At 42.9% G+C, this 21,059-nt stretch carries 20 protein-coding genes; 11 read left to right on the top strand and 9 right to left on the bottom strand.

Going from position 1 to position 21,059, the window contains the following annotated elements; all coding sequences use genetic code 11:
* Nucleotides 1-200: 200 nt before the first annotated feature.
* The 4 genes from WA1_RS09945 to WA1_RS54825 form a co-directional block, all read right to left on the bottom strand.
* Nucleotides 201-1,901, bottom strand: coding sequence for a tetratricopeptide repeat protein (locus tag WA1_RS09945; RefSeq protein ID WP_017743851.1), 1,701 nt, complete (start codon nt 1,899-1,901; stop codon nt 201-203).
* A 118-nt stretch (nt 1,902-2,019) separates the two neighbouring features.
* Nucleotides 2,020-2,208 (bottom strand): DUF4278 domain-containing protein, encoded by a 189-nt coding sequence (locus WA1_RS09940; RefSeq protein ID WP_017743850.1) that lies wholly within the window; start codon nt 2,206-2,208, stop codon nt 2,020-2,022.
* A gap of 170 nt (nt 2,209-2,378) precedes the next feature.
* Nucleotides 2,379-2,573, bottom strand: coding sequence for a hypothetical protein (locus WA1_RS09935; RefSeq protein WP_017743849.1), 195 nt, complete (start codon nt 2,571-2,573; stop codon nt 2,379-2,381).
* Nucleotides 2,574-2,788: 215 nt separating this feature from the next.
* The gene (locus WA1_RS54825) at nt 2,789-3,013 is read right to left on the bottom strand and encodes a hypothetical protein (protein ID WP_148662665.1); all 225 of its coding nucleotides are present in this window, start codon (nt 3,011-3,013) and stop codon (nt 2,789-2,791) included.
* 29 nt (nt 3,014-3,042) lie between these two features.
* Between WA1_RS54825 and WA1_RS09930 the strand changes: the two genes are divergently transcribed.
* Nucleotides 3,043-3,504, top strand: a complete 462-nt coding sequence (locus WA1_RS09930; RefSeq protein WP_017743848.1) for a GNAT family N-acetyltransferase — start codon at nt 3,043-3,045, stop codon at nt 3,502-3,504.
* Nucleotides 3,505-3,876: 372 nt separating this feature from the next.
* Nucleotides 3,877-4,092 (top strand): hypothetical protein, encoded by a 216-nt coding sequence (locus WA1_RS09925; protein ID WP_017743847.1) that lies wholly within the window; start codon nt 3,877-3,879, stop codon nt 4,090-4,092.
* Nucleotides 4,093-4,224: 132 nt separating this feature from the next.
* On the opposite strand, the gene WA1_RS09920 is transcribed toward WA1_RS09925, so the two are convergent.
* Nucleotides 4,225-4,512, bottom strand: coding sequence for a sensor histidine kinase (locus tag WA1_RS09920; protein WP_017743846.1), 288 nt, complete (start codon nt 4,510-4,512; stop codon nt 4,225-4,227).
* A gap of 243 nt (nt 4,513-4,755) precedes the next feature.
* Between WA1_RS09920 and WA1_RS09915 the strand changes: the two genes are divergently transcribed.
* The 3 genes from WA1_RS09915 (at nt 4,756) to WA1_RS56815 (ending at nt 6,332) form a co-directional block, all read left to right on the top strand.
* Nucleotides 4,756-5,568, top strand: coding sequence for a DUF4058 family protein (locus tag WA1_RS09915; RefSeq protein ID WP_033335279.1), 813 nt, complete (start codon nt 4,756-4,758; stop codon nt 5,566-5,568).
* Nucleotides 5,552-6,085: a hypothetical protein gene (locus WA1_RS09910; RefSeq protein WP_017743844.1), complete on the top strand. Its 534-nt coding sequence runs from the start codon at nt 5,552-5,554 to the stop codon at nt 6,083-6,085. Before WA1_RS09915 ends, WA1_RS09910 begins: the two co-directional genes overlap by 17 nt.
* Nucleotides 6,086-6,164: 79 nt before the next feature.
* Nucleotides 6,165-6,332: a hypothetical protein gene (locus WA1_RS56815; RefSeq protein WP_017743843.1), complete on the top strand. Its 168-nt coding sequence runs from the start codon at nt 6,165-6,167 to the stop codon at nt 6,330-6,332.
* A 198-nt stretch (nt 6,333-6,530) separates the two neighbouring features.
* On the opposite strand, the gene WA1_RS09905 is transcribed toward WA1_RS56815, so the two are convergent.
* Nucleotides 6,531-10,235, bottom strand: a complete 3,705-nt coding sequence (locus WA1_RS09905; RefSeq protein WP_272819111.1) for a trifunctional serine/threonine-protein kinase/ATP-binding protein/sensor histidine kinase — start codon at nt 10,233-10,235, stop codon at nt 6,531-6,533.
* Complete coding sequence (locus WA1_RS09900) at nt 10,171-10,500, bottom strand: hypothetical protein (protein WP_017743841.1); 330 nt, start codon at nt 10,498-10,500, stop codon at nt 10,171-10,173. The genes WA1_RS09905 and WA1_RS09900 overlap by 65 nt, the downstream gene beginning before the upstream one ends.
* A gap of 323 nt (nt 10,501-10,823) precedes the next feature.
* Between WA1_RS09900 and WA1_RS09895 the strand changes: the two genes are divergently transcribed.
* The 4 genes from WA1_RS09895 (at nt 10,824) to WA1_RS09880 (ending at nt 15,347) form a co-directional block, all read left to right on the top strand.
* Nucleotides 10,824-11,837: an ABC transporter ATP-binding protein gene (locus WA1_RS09895; protein ID WP_017743840.1), complete on the top strand. Its 1,014-nt coding sequence runs from the start codon at nt 10,824-10,826 to the stop codon at nt 11,835-11,837.
* Nucleotides 11,838-12,644 (top strand): ABC transporter permease, encoded by an 807-nt coding sequence (locus WA1_RS09890; RefSeq protein ID WP_017743839.1) that lies wholly within the window; start codon nt 11,838-11,840, stop codon nt 12,642-12,644.
* 68 nt (nt 12,645-12,712) lie between these two features.
* Complete coding sequence (locus WA1_RS09885) at nt 12,713-14,503, top strand: Gldg family protein (protein WP_026134699.1); 1,791 nt, start codon at nt 12,713-12,715, stop codon at nt 14,501-14,503.
* Between the two features lie 223 nt (nt 14,504-14,726).
* Nucleotides 14,727-15,347: a DUF4340 domain-containing protein gene (locus WA1_RS09880; protein WP_017743837.1), complete on the top strand. Its 621-nt coding sequence runs from the start codon at nt 14,727-14,729 to the stop codon at nt 15,345-15,347.
* A 70-nt stretch (nt 15,348-15,417) separates the two neighbouring features.
* Here WA1_RS09880 and WA1_RS09875 read toward each other — a convergent pair whose 3' ends face one another.
* Nucleotides 15,418-16,785, bottom strand: a complete 1,368-nt coding sequence (locus WA1_RS09875; RefSeq protein ID WP_017743836.1) for a pentapeptide repeat-containing protein — start codon at nt 16,783-16,785, stop codon at nt 15,418-15,420.
* Nucleotides 16,786-16,951: 166 nt separating this feature from the next.
* Nucleotides 16,952-18,286 carry a fumarylacetoacetase gene (gene fahA / locus WA1_RS09870; RefSeq protein ID WP_017743835.1) on the bottom strand — a complete coding sequence of 445 codons (1,335 nt, stop codon included), beginning with the start codon at nt 18,284-18,286 and terminating at the stop codon, nt 16,952-16,954.
* Between the two features lie 478 nt (nt 18,287-18,764).
* Here fahA and hppD point away from each other — a divergent pair, with 478 nt between their 5' ends.
* Both hppD and WA1_RS09860 read left to right on the top strand, forming a co-directional pair.
* Entirely contained in the window at nt 18,765-19,856 is a 1,092-nt protein-coding gene (gene hppD, locus WA1_RS09865; protein WP_026134698.1) for a 4-hydroxyphenylpyruvate dioxygenase, read from the top strand.
* Between the two features lie 34 nt (nt 19,857-19,890).
* On the top strand, nt 19,891-21,048 hold the full coding sequence (locus WA1_RS09860; RefSeq protein ID WP_017743833.1) for a homogentisate 1,2-dioxygenase: 1,158 nt from the start codon (nt 19,891-19,893) through the stop codon (nt 21,046-21,048).
* The last annotated feature ends 11 nt before the right edge of the window (nt 21,049-21,059 follow it).

Raw genomic sequence — 21,059 nt, 5'->3', positions numbered from 1 at the left:
GTTTCTCTCTGTGGTCAAGCTTGATATCTCGTATGCTCAACGATGAAGTTACCGGGTTTTTAGTATTACTGTACCGACGCTCTAGACATCTCCAAAAAACAATGTAAAGACGCGCTGTTTGAAGTATCTTTACAGAGATTGTAGACGATGTAAATTAATTTCTAGAGATATTTAATTGATACAAGAGGTTTCATCAAAACTCAGACTCGTGAAGTAACAAGCTTGATATCAGCATACTTCCAAGCCTTCTCGAATCGCTGTTGCACCGAGCGTGCTTCTTTTGTCTTACCTTGTGCATCTAAGCTTTTTGTCAACCCCAAAAGCGACCAACCATTTTCAGGATAGTGTTCTAAATCTTCCCGATATATAGTTTCAGCTTCTTGTATGCGGTTAGCCTCAAGCAAAACGGCTCCCAATGATTGCCGAACAGGAGAGTACCAACTTGCAGGTTCATCATATCTGAGATTATCTTCTAATGAAACAGCAGTTTTCAAGTGAGCGATCGCTTGTGTATAATTCTTCTGTTTTGCTGCAAGTTCACCCGCTAAAACTTCAGAGGCAATTTTCATCAAACTGACAGTGGAATTAATATCCCAAACTGTGACCTTCTCCAAAGCGGGGTCAGCAGCAATAGCTTTTACTTTTTCTAATTCCTCTGTAGCTTGCTTCAGTTGACCTTTTGCAGTAAACGCCATTCCCCGTGCATAATGCCAAACGCCATTGGGATACATCAGGTCTGCATCTGGTGTCGGTTCTTTGAGAATCTCATCCCACTTACCAAACTTTGTTAAAGTATACAGTGGTAACGCGTAATAATGCTGTAAAGTTCCGAATCCAGGTTGCCGCATCACTTGGTGATCGGCAATTGCCGATGTCTCACGGGCTGTTTGAATTGCTAATGTACCTTCTCCTCCCATCATAGCGCCTGCTAAAAGGAAGTGGTAGTTATGGGGTACGTAACCCAACTCGTAAAGCCCTTTGGTATGACATGGAGTCAAGGACATGGATTGCTTGTCAGCCGCAATGGCTTTTTGGTTGGCGACAACGGCATCATGATACCGCCCAACTCGAATGTAAATATGACCGGGCATATGCACTAAATGTCCAGCACTTGGAACTAAATTGCGGAGACGATCTGCACTGGTTACCCCACGTTCAGGATGGGGAGATGCTTCAACAGCATGAATATGTAAGTGGAGAGCACCAGGATGATTGGGATTGCGCTTTAAGATAGAATCCAAAGTGGCAAGAAGTTCATTTGTTCCTGGGTTAGGTTTTCCATCCCTTGTCCAATAATTCCAAGGCATTGTGTCCATTAAAGCTTCAGCAAATAGAGTTGCAGCCTCTAAATCATTTGGATAGCGTTTTTGTACTTCTCGCATTGCATTGGCGTAGGCAATATCCAAAGGCTTGCGGTCTTCAATGGGTTGTGAAGCGTAACGCTTTGTTAAGGCGTTAATATAAGCCTGTTCCTTCTCACTGACATTTTTGCTCAACTCAACTGCTTTTTGCAATGCTTGAGATACTGACGGGATGGCTTTTGCATCCATGGGGGCGTTAATATTCGGTCCTTGTACAAGTGCGAGTCCCCAATAACACATTGCACAATTAGGATCTAACTTTGTTGCTTCTTGAAAGGAGCGTACTGCCATAGCATGATTGAATCCATAAGCTAGGACAAGCCCCTGGTCAAAGTAGCGTTGGGCAAGTTTTGAGCTAGTTGATATGGAATAATGGTGATTGCCAAGATTCTTCAGAAGAGGTACTGAGGGATGAGTCTCTCGCGCAGAAATGCTACTAGGTTCGTTTGCCATGACTTGACCAAACAGCTTAGTAGGATATGTAAACAATCCAATTGTGATTAGCAAAGACAAAGTAAATAAAATAAACTTTTTGTTCATCAAAACCTCCTATTGTGAAAGAAGGGAGTTGGGAGTAGGGAGTGGGGAGTGGGGGGTTGGGAGTGGGGCAATGGGCATTGTTAAAAGTTCTTCAATTCATATTGCCCATTGCCAAGTTTCATGATAAAGCTTTGAAATACAAAGAGCCACGAAACTGGAGACTGACACTCGATTGAAATCTCGAAGGTTGAACTGCACGACGAATTTGATAAGTTTGTCCGAGAAACTGAGCAGAAATATCAGAAATCACAGTCTCAATATTTTGGGAAGTAGAAGTGTATGATGACCCACGATAATTTAGGCGCATAAGATAAGTTTCCTGTGTAATTTTGGTAAGGAAAAATCAAAATCTGTGACGAAATGTAAATTGAATGAATTCTGTTTGTAGTAGCGCTGTCTATGCCTACGGCACGCCTAGCGGCGCAACTATAAGCTCACGATTCACCGACTAACTGAGTTTGGTAATAATTGCCATTTCTAGATAGATTCCCATTGACAAACCATTTTGCCGTTCTCTCTATACCATCTAGCAACGAGAGCAGGTTTCTTGCTCTTAGTATTAGCAGAATTGAGATTTGAGATGCAACCTGTATGTTGGGCAAAAACATCTTCAATATTTTCATCAACTTGAGGAATAGTTTTGTAATATAAATCTTGGTTATTAACTTTCATAATGCTCATCTCCTTGTCAAGTAAATTTAATCTTTATTAATTCCAAATTTAATGATTTAGTTTTGTTGAGAATTTCCTTTTCCGATTTGGTTATATATCTGGATTCATCTACAAGTAGAAGCTTTTCGCAAAGGTTAAAGTAAGCTTGGCAAGGCTATGACCTTTCATGACATTTTCTGACAAATTTTACATTTTGTAAGATTGAAATGCTGTTATTAGTTAGAATTACTACTAACTAATAACGATGACAGGCGAGACGCCTGTCCCACACTACTAACAACTAACGATGACAGGCGAGACGCCTGTCCCACACTACTAACTAATAACGATGACAGGCGAGACGCCTGTCCTACACTACTAGATGACAGGCGAGACGCCTGTCCCACACTACTAACTAATAACGATGACAGGCGAGACGCCTGTCCTACACTACTAACCACTAACCACTAACCACTAACCACTAACCACTATGATTTCTTTACCAGCAGAATGTGGTCTTCGCAAAGCAACATCTGAAGATATTTGGTCGATTCGGTTACTGGTACTGAGAGCAACCCTTGACCCTACTCAAATAAGATGGCAGCAATTTTGGGTCATAGAATGCAATGAGCAAATAGTGGCTTGCGGACAACTCCGCAACTTTTCTGGGGTACAAGAACTTGGGAGCTTAGTCGTTTTACCTGCATGGAGAGGTCGCGGTTTGGGAACTGTTTTGACACAACATCTGATTAATCAAGCAACTTTGCCACTTTATTTGGAATGCTTGGGTCAGCAATTAGCTCAGTTTTACAGCCGCTTTAGCTTTACCCCAGTCGGTTTTGAAAATTTACCCCCATCCCTCAAACGTAAGTTCGGTTTATCTCAACTGGGGAAGAAGCTAATAAGAATTCCTGTTGTGTATATGCACTACCAAAGTAACAGTGACCAGTGACCAGTGACCAGTGACCAGTTGTTTTCGTTCCCTGACTCTGCCAGGGAAGGTGCCGTATGAGACTCTTGACTCTTGGACACAGTATATTAACTTTTTTTTACACGATTATTTTAGCTCTTCGTATTAATATTATAGTAGGGCTTATGTCGCTAACTAATACATTACTCATCTGTTTCTTGCCCTTATATCCGTAATAATTGATTCTTGCTTTAAGTTTTAAATTTTTCAAAACTTAACAGGCTCTTTTGCTTTTTCAGCAGCTATTCTTTGAAAAAATGAATCAGTCATAATTTAAGTGTTAGCACTGTTATTTTTTTCAGATTGTATCACTAATTTAAAAGGAACATACTGAAATAACCAGGAGGAGAACCAATGATTTTAGTAGCACAGAATCATTTTCAAAACCGTATAAATGTTACAAAAATATACAATCAATCGGAAGTTGCGGTAGCTCCAGAGCCTATTGAATTTAGCGGGACTAACGATATGAGCGAGATTTATCAAACTACTGGATTTTTGTTCTTGGTCTTCCTATTAATTAACTATATGTGTGCTAAATTCTTTTACAAAAAGCAATGCGAACAGTAAACGACAGCTATAGGAATCCTAAATTATTTCTTTTACGGATACTGTTAACGAATGGTGGGTTAGACCCTCCCACCTTGTTCCCTGGTTCCGCGTGGGAATGCCTTCCAAGAGGCTTCGCTCCATGGAAACTATTTAACTATTTAGGTTGAAAAGATTCAAGAAATGTTTGAATCTTTTCAATCTGAAAATTATCTGCATACTGACGTAGTACTGTGACAAATGGCCGATACTGCGCAAGCGTTTTTCATCGACTGTAATCCCAGTGGGCAAATCAGAATCAGGTTGATAAGTGAAGGCAATTCCTTTTTGATTAGCACGCACGCGCATCATTTCAGCAATACCTTCGAGCAACGCCGGGAAATATACGTCGCCCGGATACAATTCCAATTTCCTAGCTTCGATTTTAGCGAGGTCAAGCACATCATTAATTTGTTCGCGAGGATCGGTTCTTGCGTACTTAACGTGCTAAATTAATATTATAAGCAGAAGCTCCATAAACGCGTTCGCTTTTGGCGCAAGCCGTACCCGGCTTATCGCGCTCTAATTATATCCTATTCTATATCAAATATGTCAACAATATCTTATATACGACTAAAATCCGACTAAATTCAACTAACAATAAGGTATACTGTGAAAAACGCTTGTGGGATGGAAGTTTAACTCATGCCCTCACCATTTCCGGGGATGAAGCCTTATCTGGAACAGTCTGCTTTTTGGTCTTCATTTCATACTCGGCTTTTGGTCGCAATCGCCGATACAGTTGCACCTCAGTTGCGCCCAAAGTATTACATTGAAGTCGAAACTCGCACTTACCAAGACTCTGAGAGCGATGAGGTTTTAGTTGGAGTTCCAGATGCTACAGTCCTTAAAAGCAGTTCATCTCATCCAGCCAGAGAGAAACTTCAGTCAGAAACAGGACTTACCCTAACTCAAAAGCGTCCGCAGTCAATAGCGCTACCTATGCCCATAACCGTAAAAGAGCGGTATTTGGAAGTCCGAGAAATAGGCAGTGATACTGTAATTACCGTCATTGAAGTGTTATCGCCCAAAAATAAACAAAAAGGTTCGGGTAGAACCGCCTATGAAAAGAAACGGGGGCGGGTTTTAGGAAGCCTTTCGCATCTGATCGAAATTGACCTACTACGCGCTCACTCACCAATGACCATGTTAGGTAAAGTACAGCCAACAGACTACCGTATCGTTGTGAGTCGAAGTCCACAACGACCCAAAGCTGACTTATATGGCTTCAATCTACCCGAACCAATTCCCAGTTTTCCTTTGCCGCTTTCGTTGTCAGATGAAGAATTGAGCGTTGATTTGCAGCCAATTGTTGATGGCGTATGCGAGCGAGCTGGGTATAACGATCGCATTGATTACAGCCAACCAGTTCCACCTCCTAAATTATCACAAGCCAACCAACAGTGGGTTGAGGAATTATTAGCACCGATTCGAGGTGGAAATGGCGCGTCCAGATAGTGAAAAATGTCGGCTTTGCTCAAAACTGAGTTCGCTCGAAGCCCAGCAAAAGCATGGAGAAAGTGGCGATGGATGCTGGAATCCAAAGTATTGCCACAACCGCCGTTCTTATTACCGCCATCGAGGAGTTCGGAATCATCAAAGGAAGCAGCAAAGGTTCCGACAGCATCAGGATATAGGTTCTCCTGTAAGAGATTCTCTTGGAGTTGTCACGCTGGAAATTCCATCTCCTGCTGTTGAGGCGGCTGTGATTCATTGGTATCGGGAGACAAAAGATTCTCCACTTCATGCGTTAGGGGCGGAACTCTGGATGGGTAACGATCGCATCGCCAAAATTGAGCCAGTTCATTGCTTGGGGCTAACCGAGAGTCAAGTCAAAACGCTACTGGTTCAGATTTTGAATATTTTTTCCGAGCATTGTGGAATGAAAATTGAAAGTTTTCGTTCTTCAGTGGAATTGCACCCACTTAATTGTCCGACTCGCCCTTGTCCGCTTCATCCAGAGGTACACATTTGAAAAAAACTCAGCAGCTAGAACTCGATTTATGGCGATCGTTAGAAACAGCATCTAAGTTTCCAGAAATGGCAGACTTGCGTTGGCGCTCCGTGCCCGCCTTCGGCGCTCGCTGCTGAAAGCGTTAGAGCAAGCCATACACAAACAACCATTGATAGAACAACTGCACATTGCAGGGGATGTGTTGGTACAGCTATCGCTTCTGTATGCAGCAAGAGCAGAACTGATGATGGGTGAATGGGAACGTTAATGATCGCAATTGGGAGTATTCTGTTTCGTTTAAATCTACAATGTATTTTTTTCCCATAAGCTTACTTAAATTCTTCACTTGATAACCGGGAATGCTGATTTGGGGAGTAACCATACTGCTGAATTTTTGAGATTGCCAGATTTAGTTTTCCCAAATGCGGGTAAGAAACTGTAGTTGTTTGCTAACAAGAACTGAAATTTACGCTGGAAGTTCAATACAAAATTCCGTTCCCTGACCCAGAACTGAGTTCACACTCAATTTGCCATTGTGCTTTTCTACTACAATTTGACGAGCGATCGCCAGTCCCAATCCCGTACCTTTACCAACGGCTTTGGTGGTAAACAGATGCTCGAAAATCTTCTGTTTTACCTCATCGGTCATACCAATACCATTATCCTGAATCTGAATGACAACGCTGTTATCCCTGGGATGAGTCATCTGTTGAGCACTACAACTGCTTGTTAAGTAGGTGCGAATTGTAATTGTTGGAATTTTCTTGTTTGCCGATGACACTTTATACTTGACAAATGACTCTTCCAGTGAATCAATGGCATTTGCTAAAATATTCATAAACACCTGATTGAGTTGTCCGGGAAAACATTCAATTGGTGGGAGATGGTCATAGTTTTTCACCACCTCAATGGCGGGACGGGATTCTGAAGCTTTGAGGCGATGTTTGAGAATCAAGATGGTACTATCAATCCCTTCATGAAGATTGAACGGAACCTTGTAATCTTTATCCGTTCTGGAGAAAGTTCGCAAACTGGTACTGATATCACGAATACGTTGCACGCCCAGTTTCATGGAGTCAACTAATTTGGGCAAATCTTCGCGGATATACTCCCAGTCAATGGCTTCCATCTCATCTTGAATTTCCTTGCTGGGATTGGGATATTCCTGCTGATACAAATCAATCAAGCCAAAGGTATCTTTGATATAATCCAAAGCCGGTTGCAAATTGCCAGCAATAAAACCAACCGGGTTGTTAATTTCATGAGCGACTCCTGCTACCAAATTGCCCAGTGCAGACATCTTTTCACTTTGGACAATCTGAAGTTGGGCGTGTTGTAAGTCAACCAATGCTTGTTGCGCTTGTTGATACAGTCGAGCATTTTCTAAAGAAATGGCGGCTTGAGCGCAAAGCAGATTGAGTAGTTCGACGCGATCGCGAGTAAAAGCTCCAGTTGCCAAATTATTTTCCAGGTACAATATGCCAAGTAACTTGCCTTGATGTAAAATCGGGCTACACAAAATGCTCTTGGGCTGTTGCCTTTCAATATAAGGGTCAATAGCAAACTGAGGATGCTCTGTGGCGTTGGTAATGACCAAGGATTGTAAGCTGCGTTTGACCGTGTTGATCGGACTGATTGGGACTTCGCAACTCTCTTGGAGAGGCTGTGGAGTTTGTTGCACATGAGAATCAATCTGGAAGACTCTTTTTTCTTGCAAAGACACTAGCTTTGCCGATGCCTGCACCATGAGACAATCTTCTTCTAACACCATTAACACGCACTTATCTGCTCCTGCTGTTTGGATGACGGTGTGCAGCAAAGTAGAAAGAAGTTTATCTAATTCGATTTCACCAGAAAGGGTTTGGGAGGCTTTGAGAATGGCAGATAGATCGAGGTAATTCGAGACACTGCTACTGGAACTAGTGGAAGTCACTATACTCCCAGCAAAGACGGTTTCTTTGAGCCACAGGGCAGAACGCTCTTGCTGGAGGATGGAGGTCAGCAGTTTGGGATAGCGTTGTTCGAGATCGGCAATTTTGGCTGGGCTGCCCCAACGGGCATAGCCATAGTAAGCTTCAATCATATAGTCTTGAGCGATTCTCGCTTTGCCCCACTCCAAGTAGAACTTTGCTGCTAGTTCGTTGGCAAGGGCTTCTTCCTGGATGTAACCGTGTTCTTTGGCTCCAGCGATGGCGCGATCGTAGTATTCAATTGCTTCCCCTCGCTGACCTAAAACTCGATACCGCTCTGCTTCCACTAGATCGTATTTATGCTGGAAATTCATCGGTGCATGAATTGCCCAGTCCTTGAGTTTCGCTTGGTTAGCAGCGATGCGTTCCCCCATTTGCTGCTGTTCTGTGGCTGAGCATTGCGGTAATAATGCTAAGTAGGTTAAAGATTCATAGAAATGAAAGATGGGTACGTGTATATAAGCAGAGACGGTATCCAAATGCTGTCTTGCTTGTTCTGCCGAGTCTGCAGCTAGTGCAAACCTTGAAAACAGATAAGACAAGACCAGTTTGTTAATCCATAGAAAAGCTAATCCATTGCGATCGCCCGTTGCTTCATAAAATATCACCTGGTGCTGTTCGTTGTAAGCAACACCACTCAAGGTCACAACGTCATCTCCATGTCCCATCAGATTGAGTAAGACTTGTCGAAGCAACTGGCAATAGGCTAAAGCTACAGTTTGCTTTAGGTGCTTGAGAGCTTCACAGTATTCGGCAATTTCCAACTCCAGTTGCGTTAAGTTTTGCCCTGCGTAATAAGAGTAAAATCCGTAGACGTGAGTAGAGTAGCCTGCGAAAGCCAAATCGCCCACATCTAACCCACTAGCATAAGCGTTCTGTAAGGGGTGTAATGTCTCACGCAAATGCATTTTCCAATGTCTTATGAATGAATAGACTAGGCAGAATATTTTTGCCGTAAGTTCTGAATTTTGTATATGTGATAACAGATCGAGGGCTAACTGACCAAATTCATAACCCAATTCCAAATTTTTGATGGCACCACACATCAATATCCCATAGCTGACATAACCAAAAGTTGAGGTTGGTCCATTGCCATATACAACAGAAAGATAAACTTTTCTTAAGACTACAAGTATATATAACAGTGGTTCAAACAGATAAGCACTAGGTGCTGCTGACGTTAGAATTCGTGCCACTGCTAAAACGTTCTCATCCGTAGTTTCTGGGAGGTCGAGTAACTCAGCAGGTAAGCGATCTCCAATGGCATCCGAGACGGATTGAAAAGCAGCTGCAACGTCCTCCTGCTTGGGATCTGCTGGCAGTTCCACACCCAATTGCTGTAAAATGGTCAGTGCTGCAGCGATGGCGTCCGCCAACTGCCCCTGAGCAGTAAATGCTTCAATCTTGACCTCATACACGCTAACTCGATCTAAGGGAGTTTTCGCGTAGCTTAAAACTTTATTAGCAAAGGTTTCCATCTGCTCTAAATCGCCGCTCAGATAGGCAACTTCTGTGGCAACTTGATGGAGTGCTAGGGTTAACTTATATTGATTTTGCCAAAGGGCTTCATTCAGTAAACGAATGCCTACATTAGCATACTCAAGGGCGACGGCGTAGGCGGTGGCTGCTTTTGCCTTACAGCTGGCTATCCAATTGAACTGGGCTAGGGCTTGACGTTCTGTTAATTGGGTCATTAACTCAATTGCCATGTTGAGTTGACCCACTATTTCAAAAATCCGTTCTTCCCGCTTGGCTTCGGGCGTCTTGTTCAGAAGCAACCGTCCAATCTTCAAGTGAACGGGTTGTTTCTCATCTTTGGGAATTAGGGAATACGCTGCTTGTTGGACGCGATCGTGCAAAAATTTATAAATTGTTTTTTGTTCGCTATTTTCTAATGATAAATGACCAATGACCAATGATGAATCTTGATAAAATTTATACACTTGATTTAAAGGAATCACTAAGCCTTCCTGTAGTGCTTTCCATAAGATTGTTGCAATTTCTAGTTCAGTTTGTTCGGAAACAATTGCCAGTGTTGCTAAATCAAACTGATTGCCAATACAAGCGGCTAATTTGAGAACGTTCTGGGTTGCTGGTGGCAACTTCTGCAACTGCGACGCCATGAATTCTACTACGTCATCGGTGAGTGAGAGCGATCGCTTGTTCTTTGAGATAATTTGCCAAGGAAACGCCCCCCACATCTTCCATAACAAGGGCATAACCTTGACCATACCGTAACAGAGCCAATGGTTTGACAATACCACCAAAATCCAGATTTTGAGCAATTACGTACTGATTGCGAAACCTAACTAATTCTCCAAAAGTAGGATATTCCTCTCGCATCAGCTTAATGACGACTGGGGATCGATCTGCTTCTCGAATGGCTTGATACACTACAGTACGCGACCCTGCGTATAACTGATTTGTGCTCTGATAACCGAGCAAATCAATGTTGACATTTTTCATTCCCAATCCTCAAAGAACACAATTTGCAAAAAATCTTTTTCTTAGAGTACCCAGTTTGAAAAAAAGAATTCTTAATTCATAATTCGTAATTTATTTATCATAATTCCTACCCACCTATGACTGTACGGGCTTCTCAACAATAAACTTTGATTGGGAGCGTAATGACAAACTCATTTCTCTTACTAATAGATTGGAGACTGATTTACATCCAAAACCCCCTCTCAAATGAGTGAACTGACTCTTCGCCGCCCATGAGCATATAGTTTGTTAATTAAGTGATTTATTATGGTTGGAAACTCTATCACTCGTACTCGGCACCAGGAATGATCGAAGTTGAAAAGTTAAGTAAAAGATACGGTTCTACCCCAGCCATCGCTGATGTCACGTTTAATGTGGAACAAGGAGAGATTTTGGGCTTTCTCGGACCAAATGGTGCTGGAAAAACAACAACCATGAGAATTTTAGCTGGTTATTTACCAGCAACAAGTGGAACTGCCCGGATTGCTGGCTTTGATGTCCACGATAACTCCCTAGCTGTGCGCCAACGCATTGGTTATCTACCTGAGACACCCCCGTTGTACCCTGAAATGACGGTTGAGGGATTTTTGTATTTTGTGTCAAGAATTAAAGGAATTCCTGCTGGCGATCGCACAGCAAAAGTCAAAGCGGCGTTAGAAAAGTGTAACTTAGAAGATAAGCGTCACACCATCATTCGCAAACTTTCTAAAGGATACCGTCAAAGAGTCGGTATAGCCCAAGCCATTGTCCACGATCCACCAGCCATTATTTTGGACGAACCCACCGTTGGACTCGACCCCAGGCAAATTATTGAAGTCCGAAATTTAATTAAGAGTTTGGCAGGTAGTCATACAATTATTCTTTCGACCCACATTTTGCCTGAAGTGAATATGACCTGTAGCCGCGTAGCAATTATCAATCGAGGTAAGATTGTAGCAACTAATACTATAGAAAACCTAATGTCACAGTTGACGAGAGGCTCAGGCTATGAAATGGAAATTAAAGGAGAAGCCAGCCTCGCCAAACAAATGTTACAAAACATACCGGGCGTGGGTTTGGTAGAATCAGTTCCCACAGTGGCGATGCAAGGTCATCATGATTTAAAAGATCAACGAACTCACCTGCGAGTGCTATCACAACCCGGAACTGAACCGGGCGAGGAGATTGCAGCCGCGTTAGTGCGTGCGGGATTTAGTTTACACGAAATGCGACGTGTTAGCCCTACTCTGGAAGATGCCTTTTTACAACTGACAACAGCAGAAAAGGTTTTGGAGATAGAGACAGAAACAGCAGAAGCCAAGGAAGGAGAAGCCGCTTAGATGGGTATAGTACTGAGTAATATTATTGCCATTTATCGCCGAGAGCTGCAGAGCTATTTTGTATCGCCTTTAGCCTATGCTGTTGCAGGCGTATTTTGGTTTTTATCTGGATTGTTCTTTGTGCTCATTTTGATGGGACCGGAGGGTATTTTGTCAACAGTGGCTGCCTACGATCTACGAGGGCAACAAATAGGAGTACCAGTTCCGCCAATAGATGTTCCTTATGAATTTGTACGTGCTTTTTTGGACAGAATGGGATGGCTGTTGTTATTTGTGCTGCCCATTCTTTCTATGGGTCTCTATGCTGAAGAACGCAAGCGCGGCACGTTGGAACTTTTATCCACATCACCCATTACAAACTGGGCAGTTGCTGTTGGAAAACTACTAGGGGTGCTAACATTTTTTACAACTATGGTCATGCCCATGCTAGTCTTGGAAGCGATCGCGTTAAGTGCATCCAATCCGCCAATACCGTCAACAATTCCCCTGCTCGGTCATTTAGCGCTCATCTTACTAGCAGCAGCCATCTTATCCTTGGGAATGTTTATTTCCTCCCTAACAGACAGCACAATTTTATCTGCAGTCCTCACATTCGCGTTAATTTTATTACTATTATTCCTAGATTTAATCGCCAAAAACATTGGTGGTTCTTTAGGAGAAGCAATAGGGCATCTATCATTGCTGAAACATTACAATACACTGGTACAAGGTATTTTTGATACCAGCAGCTTGCTTTTATTCTCCAGTTACATTATTCTAGGAGTCTTTCTCACAGCACAGTCAATTACAGTGACCAGTGACCAGTGACCAGTGACCGAAAATTCGTAATTATTAATTACGAATTTTCGAGAAGCGATTTGATAAATGACATGAAAATGAAGACGATTGCTAAAAAGAAAATTTGGAAATATTTAGTTTGGGTTGGTCTGTTTCTGATAGCGGCGGGTGTGACTGCTGGGTTGGTATCAGAAAATTGGGGATTAATACCATTAGTACTGATAATTGCAGGTACTGTTGTCATTGGATTGTGGCTGATATGGCAAAACCAACAAAATAATTGGTGGGGCAAACGTTCCACTCAAGCTAGTACTAATGCCCTGTTTGCCACTTTGGCAGTGTTGGCAATTCTGGGGTTAGTTAACTTTTTAGGAACTCGCTACAACTGGCGAACTGACTTGACAGAAACCAAATTGTTTACCCTTTCTCCCCAGTCACGGGAATTGGTTCGTTCCTTAGAAACTCCTGTAAAGGTATGGGTGTTTGATGTCAATCAAAATCCTCTAGATCGGGACTTGCTAGAAGATTACCGACGACAAAGCCCAAAATTTAAATTTGAGTACGTCGATCCACGTGGCAGACCGGGATTGACACGCAAGTTTGGCGTTAAAGAAGATGGAGAAGTTTACTTGGAATCTGAAGATAAAAAACAGTTAGTACAGGTAGTCAGTCAGCAAGAACCTTTATCCGAAATAAAGCTGACAAATAGCTTGCAACAAGTAACTAACCTGAGTTCGGCTAAAGTTTACTTCCTTCAAGGTCACGGCGAACACCAATTTTCAGGCGGTGAAGAAGGAATATCTCAAGCCATCAAAGCATTAAGTGACAAAACTTACACCACATTACCACTCAATCTTGCTGAAAATAAGAGCGTTCCTCAGGATGCCACTGTTATTGTTATAGCAGGTCCGAAACGAGCACTGTTTGAAAGCGAAGTCAACGCTTTGCGGCAATTCCTCAATCGAGGTGGCAATTTACTGTTAATGATTGACCCCAGTATCGACCCAAAACTCAACAGTTTATTTGCTGAATGGGGTATCAGGTTAGATAATCGTTTGGCTGTGGATGTTTCTGGAAGTGTAGGGCTTGGGCCTGCGGCACCTTTGGTGAGAGAATACGGAAAACACCCCATCACTAAAGATTTTGGTAACGGCATTTCTTTTTATCCGCTAGCACGACCAATTGATACAACACCAGTTGCGGGTGTAGAAGTCACTCCACTTTTACTGACTAAGCCATACCCCGATAGTTGGGCAGAAAGTGATTTAGAAAGTGAGGATTTGAAGTTTAATCCTGAAAGCGATCGCAAAGGACCTTTGACATTAGGTGTTGCATTAAGGAGGAAACTGACAGCTACACCTCCAATCCAACCCAACCCCATCCCTAAACCCACAACATCCCCAACCCCAGCAACTCAAGCTAGCCCTGCGACTACCACCAAACCCACTTCTAAACCCAGTCCTTCACCAACAACTCAAGCCAAAGCTAGCCCCACTCCCAGCGCAAAACCCACGCCTAATGCATCCCCAACCCCAGCAACTCAGGCTAGCCCCACACCTACAGCCACCGCATCACCAACAACTCAAGCCAAAGCTAGCCCCCCTGTCCCCTCCTCTGCTACTGAATCACGAATGGTCGCGATCGGAAATTCAGGTTTTATTGTTAATAACTTGTTTGAACAGCAGCTGAATAAAGATGTCTTTTTGAATTCAGTCACATGGCTCAGTCAACAAGATAGACAACCTCTTTCAATTAGCCCTAAAGAAGTCAGAAACCGTCGCATTAACCTAACAACAGCCCAAGCCAATCTTTTAGAGATATCGTCTCTGTTTGTTTTACCGCTTATAGGGTTATTAGCTGCAGGTCTTCTTTGGTGGATAAGAAGATAATTTTTAGTTAGTGGTTAGTAGGGGCGCAAGGCATTGCGCTCTGTACATAGTATGTTTAACTATTAATTACTAATACTAAATTCGTTGTTATAGCCCCCTTTTATCCGTGGCGATTAGAAATCACGCCTATACAAACGAAGTCCGCCTACGCGGACTCAATTATCAGGGGACATTATAAATCAAAATTTTGTATAACTACTAACCACTAACTACCAACCAATTTATGAAACTACAGCGAACGACTTTAATTTTGCTACTGATAGCATTAGGTTTAGGAGGTTTTGTTTATTTCTATGAAATTAGAGGCTCATTTCAACGAGAGGAAGTCAAGGAAAACAAGCAGCCAATTTTCTCTTTTAAAGAAGATGAGGTGCAGTCTTTAACAATTCAGACTCAAAATCAAACTATCAATTTAGAACGTAGTGGTAAGTCTGAAGGTACTAAGTGGTTGATGAAATCTCCCTCTGTTGTTCCAGCAAGTGACCCAATTGTCGGTTATTTGATGAATTTGTTAGTAGAAGGAAAGAGCGATCGCACTATCTCTATTTCAACCAATCAACTTTCAGAATTTGGCTTAGCTCAACCACAAGCAACTATTGATATCAAACTGAAAAATCAACAAAACCATCAGTTAATTTTGGGACAAACTGATTTTAATCGCCGTTTTCTCTACGCTCAAGTAAATCCTTCCGCTCAACCAAAAGGAAATATCAATGTGTTGTTAGTCTCTACAGATTTTGAAAATGCTGTCAAGCGAGACCTTTCAGAGTGGAAACAAGCCCCAGACAATAGCAACAAACAACCTACACCCAGCGTTCAACCTAGTTCGACGAAGAAAAAATAGACGAATTTGTCATTGGCGAATTATTAATAAATGTAAATTTTATGGAACTGCTGCGTAATTCCTTCAATGACTAACTTAACTTTCCTTCATCTACCTTCTGCTTTGCCCAAAGATTCAATTCTCCTGGTACAAATTTTCTATAGATAGGATAGCGTTTTAGCTGCTTCTGAGCGAGATAAACATAATCACAAATTACCTCTTTCAGTTGAGTCGTCCTATCTATTTTCCACGCTTCCAAACACGCTCCTGTGAGCTTTGCTTGTCGAAAATCCGCTTGTATTGCTCTCGCTTTCGTCAGGTTTGCTCCTTCCAAGTCCGCATATTCAAATGTTGCTTCACTGATATCTGCTTCTGTAAAATCAGCATTGCGGAGATCTGCACCCAAAAGGTTAGCACCTTTGAGGTTACAACCCGCAAAAGAATCTTTGGTAACCCTTTTTGTAACAATTACATTTCTCACTTGTGGCTCGGACAAAATTGTACGATCAACTTTAGCCGTCTCAAGGTGTTGCGCTAAATAAAAGTGAGTGCGAGTCAGTTTAGCATTTGTAAAATCCGTATTTTTGAGGATAGCATGGGCAAAATCAGCATGAGTTAAGTCAGCCCCCTTAAAACTAGTTCCCAATCTAGCTAGAATCGCGATCGCAATCTTCCGCATCCACCCAAATGTTTTATCCTCTGCCAAAATTTGCCGTACAATATATCTAACTATCAGAGCACCACAAGCAATTCCAAAAGCAGTTGCCATGAGAGTTCCAGATAAAGCTTCAGCTTTAGGAAGGGGCAAGATGGGATCGTGACGAATAAATCTAACAACTGCGATACCAAGTGTAACTCCAAGTGCAGAACCTAGGATGGCACTCACTATAGTTGCAGATGCACTCACACATACAGCCATAACTCCGTATATCATATCAGAAATTGCCACAGCTATAACGGAGACGGCGATCGCAGTTGTACACAATCCTACAGCTATACCTGCTGTAACTATTCCAGCACTAACCCCAACAAAGTTGCCTGTCGTCACCCCAAATATTACCCCAAATATAACTCCAGTCGCTGCGATCGTTCCTAAAGCCCTCCGTAAATTATGAGGAATATTGAAAAGTATATAGACAGCAAACAATTCGGAAACGAGTGTTGCTGACAAGATTTTTCTTGGGGTTACCGTCAAAGGAAAAATTACACAGCCAAAAAAAACAATAGCAAATATAGCCGTCAATCCCAAGAGTGCCGATAGGACGACTGCTATAAATACCAAACGCATTGCCTGACGCGGCTGTAAACCAGCTGTTGCCTGACAGAAATTAGCCCCCGTAAGGGTAGCATTGGTAAAATCTGCACCGCGAATATCCGATCGAAAAAAGTTAGCTCCCGTAAGGTCAGAATCTCGAAAGGAACAACCTCGCAGGTCTTTATCTGAAAAGCCGTGAGCCATGACTAATGGCAACTAAATGATAGACTTAGATTATCTCTCTTTTTTGGCGTTTAGAGTACCCACAAGGGGAATTTTGGATTTTGGATTTTGGATTTTGGATTTTGGATTGAGAAAGCCGAAGTTCAGATCCCCGACTTCTTCAAGAAGTCGGGGATCTGGCTCCGCCTTAAAGTTGGTGTGACAGACCACTAGCAGGTAAAATCGCACTTCGACACTCTCCAAAACCTATCCTGGTAAAACCTTGTTTCTCACAGTACCCGCGCAGGGTAACTTCATCACCATCTAACAAAAAAGAGCGCATCTCACCCGTAGGCAATTCAATTGGATTGACTCCACGCTGAGTGATCTCTAACAGGCATCCTTGTGAACCACTTGCAGCACCTGAAACTGTTCCACTAGCTAACAAATCGCCAGGACGGAGGTTACAACCATTACTCGTGTGATGAGTTAGCATTTGTGCTATTGTCCAGTACATCTCTTTAAAAGAGCCACGGCTTAAGCAGAATGGTTCCATCCCCGCCTCCTGCATTTGAACCGATCGCAGTAACACTTCTACTTTAATATCAATACCCCCCATTTCAGTATTTACTGGGAAAGACAAATAAGGTAGTGGCAACGGATCGCCCGGATCGCGCTTAAAAGCTTGAGTTCGGAAAGGTGCTAGTGCTTCCAGAGTCACCACCCAAGGTGATATAATAGTCGCAAAGCTTTTAGCTAAGAAAGGACCAAGGGGCTGATATTCCCAAGCTTGAATATCCCTTGCTGACCAATCATTGACCAAACACAGCCCGAAGATATGGTCTTCGGCGGTATCTATGGAGATAGGTTCTCCTAACTCATTGCCAACACCCACAAAGAAACCAACTTCGAGTTCGTAATCCAGCATCTGAGTTGGTTCCAAACTAGGGGTTAGTGCTTCAAGACTTTTTCTCTGACCCTTGGGGCGCACAATAGCAGTCCCACTAGGTAGAATTGAGGAAGCTCGTCCGTGATAAGCAATGGGGATATATTTGTAGTTAGGTAAGAGGGGATTGTCGGGACGAAACAACTTGCCCACGTTAGTCGCGTGAAAAATCGAAGCATAAAAATCAGTATAATCGCTAATATTAGCTGGTAGTAAAAGTTTAGCATTAGACATGGGAACGAGCATTTGTTGTGCTGTAGGCGAGCGATCGTTCCATTGCAGTAATTGGCTCAGGTGACGGCGTAACATTAATGAAGCCCCACCCCCCATAGCCATGAGTCGATTTAAGTTAGATTCCCCACAAGCGGCTTGTAGATGTTCAGGAAGTTCTTGCAAAAGCCCTGTCTCCAAGCACAGGGACACATCTAGAATTTGGTCGCCAATAGCAACACCGATGTGTGAGGGTTCACCGCTATTTAAAAGTTGAAATACACCAAAAGGTAAGTTCTGAATTGGAAAATCAGTGTCCTTGCGATTGGCAGATTCTACCCAACTACGTAAGTTCGGGTCATGGGTGGTGTCAATGGGACGGCTCATCTAAAAACCTCTGGGAGTGTGGAAACCGCGTACTTTCAGATCACGGAGGAAAGCCGCATTGTTATAACGCGTCAATTCTCAATGAAATACACAGACTACATTAATATTGCACCCGTTTTCAAGGTCTAGAACCACACTATGCTCTTGTGGTACGGGCGTCCCCGCCCGTACATTCTGGAGAGGGCAGGCGAGGACGCCCACCCCACTCCATGTGGTCTATTAATCTGAAAATTGCTGTAAGCACATAAGTTAACAAACCATACCCTGGCAAAAGAAAAACTTAATTTTATAATCGAATTAGAGGTTACTTAGTGACAATCGTCGCTAAAAGCAGATTGTTTGAAAAAAATAGTGCTTGGCTCTGATTCCTAGAGTGGCATTACTTATATTCAAAATTACTTATCCCACCTCATATAGTAAATATAATACTTGTGAAAAATTTATTTCCAGTATTTCCTCTGAACTGGGAGGAATTCAGATGATTGACTTTTGTCCTATTAAGTGCTTTGACCACCTTGAGTTTTATGTTGGAAATGCAAGGCAAGCAGCACTGTTCTATTCCAAGTTTTTTGGGTTTACCAATACGGCTTATCGGGGTTTAGAAACTGGCAGCCGTGAAGTAACATCCTATTTCATGCAGCAAGGAGAAACCCGCTTTGTTTTAAGCGCAGCACTCGTTGCCAACCATCCCATCTCTCAAAGCGTGCTTAAGCATGGTGATGGAGTTGCAATCGTCGCTTTTGAAGTGCCAGATGCTACAAACGCTTACAAAGAAACAACCAAACGGGGTGCTGTAGGAGCGATCGCACCAACTGAGGAAGAAGATGGATACGGTGTGTTGCGTTATGCGGCTATCCATGCCTACGGCGATGTCTTGATTAAGTTTGTAGAGAGGAGCGATTACTCTGGAGTCTTTGCTCCTGGCTTTGCACCTCGATACCCCATTAACAGTACTAACTCTGTAGGCTTATGCAATATCGATCACATCGTAGGAAACGTCGAATTAGGTGCAATGAACAAATGGGTACAGTTTTTCATTGATACAATGGGTTTTAACCTGCTAGTGCATTTTGACGATGAGGCAATTTCCACAGAGTACTCAGCCTTAATGTCTAAAGTGATGCAGAACGGCACGGGCAAGATTAAATTACCAATTAACGAACCAGCCAAAGGAAAACGCAAATCTCAGATTGAAGAGTACCTGGAATATAATAAGGGACCAGGAGTACAACACATTGCCTGCGCGACGAATAACATTATCGAAACAGTCACCCAATTAAAAAAGGCGGGGTTGGAGTTTCTAGACGTACCGAGAACCTATTACGAAAACTTGAAAGAGCGAGTGGGTGAGATTGATGAGCCTATCGAGCAACTAGCAGATTTGGGCATCTTAGTAGATAGGGATGAAGATGGGTATTTACTCCAAATTTTCACCCAGCCCGTGCAAGACCGACCAACACTTTTCTTTGAAGTGATTCAGCGTCATGGAGCGCAAGGTTTTGGTGAAGGTAACTTCAAAGCCCTGTTTGAGGCGATAGAACGCGAACAAGCGCTGCGGGGTAATTTATGATGCACCAGATACGGGGGATAGAGGAGATGAGCCTATGACTTTCTACTATAAATTAGGAAAAATTCCCCACAAGCGACACATTCAATTTCGTCAACCTGATGGTTCTTTATACCATGAAGAATTGATCGGGATGCGAGGTTTTTCAGGTGTTCAGTCCTTGCTTTACCATTTACGTCCACCTACAGAAATACAGAAAATTTTGTTAGAGAGGACGGTAAATGTGTCCTATGAAGAATCTAGTCCCTTGTGTCACCGCCATCTACGCACAGCAACCGTAGAATCGGGGGCAGATGCTGTGGAGGCACGTGTCCCGTTGATGGCAAATGCAGATGTTTGCATTTCAATTGCTCGACCCAGATTGCCAATGTTGTACTGGTATCGATGTGCTCACGGTGATGAAGCGATCTTCATCCATGATGGCAGTGGTGTATTAGAAAGCCAGTATGGTATTCTACACTATCAAGTAGGAGATTATTTAGTCATTCCGGCGGGAGTGCTGTGGCGTCTTATACCGGATGCAGGTGTAGAGCAGCGAATGCTTGTCATTGAAGCAAGCGGACACATAGAGCCACCAGCAAGATATGTCAATCGGTACGGACAATTTCTCGAACACTCTCCCTATAATGAACGCGACATTCGTCCGCCAGAGGATTTGGTAACCCATGACGAAGTAGGGGAATTTGAGGTGCGGGTCAAAACCAGAGATAGAATTATTAGCTATCTCTATCACCATCATCCTATAGATGTTGTGGGATGGGATGGGCATCTCTATCCTTTCGCATTTAATATTGAGGACTTTGAACCCATCACGGGCAGAATTCACCTGCCCCCTCCAGTACATCAAACCTTTGAGGCTCCTGGCTTTGTTATCTGTTCCTTTGTGCCACGCCTTTTTGATTATCACCCTCTAGCAATTCCGGCTCCTTATAACCATTCCAATGTTGATTCGGATGAAGTGATTTACTATGTATCCGGGAACTTTATGTCTCGTAAGGGGATAGAGCGATCATCAATTACCATTCATCCTAGTGGTATTCCTCACGGTCCTCATCCAGGAATGTACGAGGGTTCGATTGGGAAAGAGCGAACTAATGAACTAGCTGTGATGATTGATACCTTTCGTCCGTTGCAGCTGACAAAACAAGCCCTGGCATTGGAGGACAAAGACTACGCCTATAGTTGGATTGCTTGATATTTTGTTGT

The sequence above is a fragment of the Scytonema hofmannii PCC 7110 genome (assembly GCF_000346485.2).
Taxonomy (GTDB): Bacteria; Cyanobacteriota; Cyanobacteriia; order Cyanobacteriales; family Nostocaceae; genus Scytonema; species Scytonema hofmannii.
This window is presented reverse-complemented; position numbering and strand designations above follow the sequence as displayed.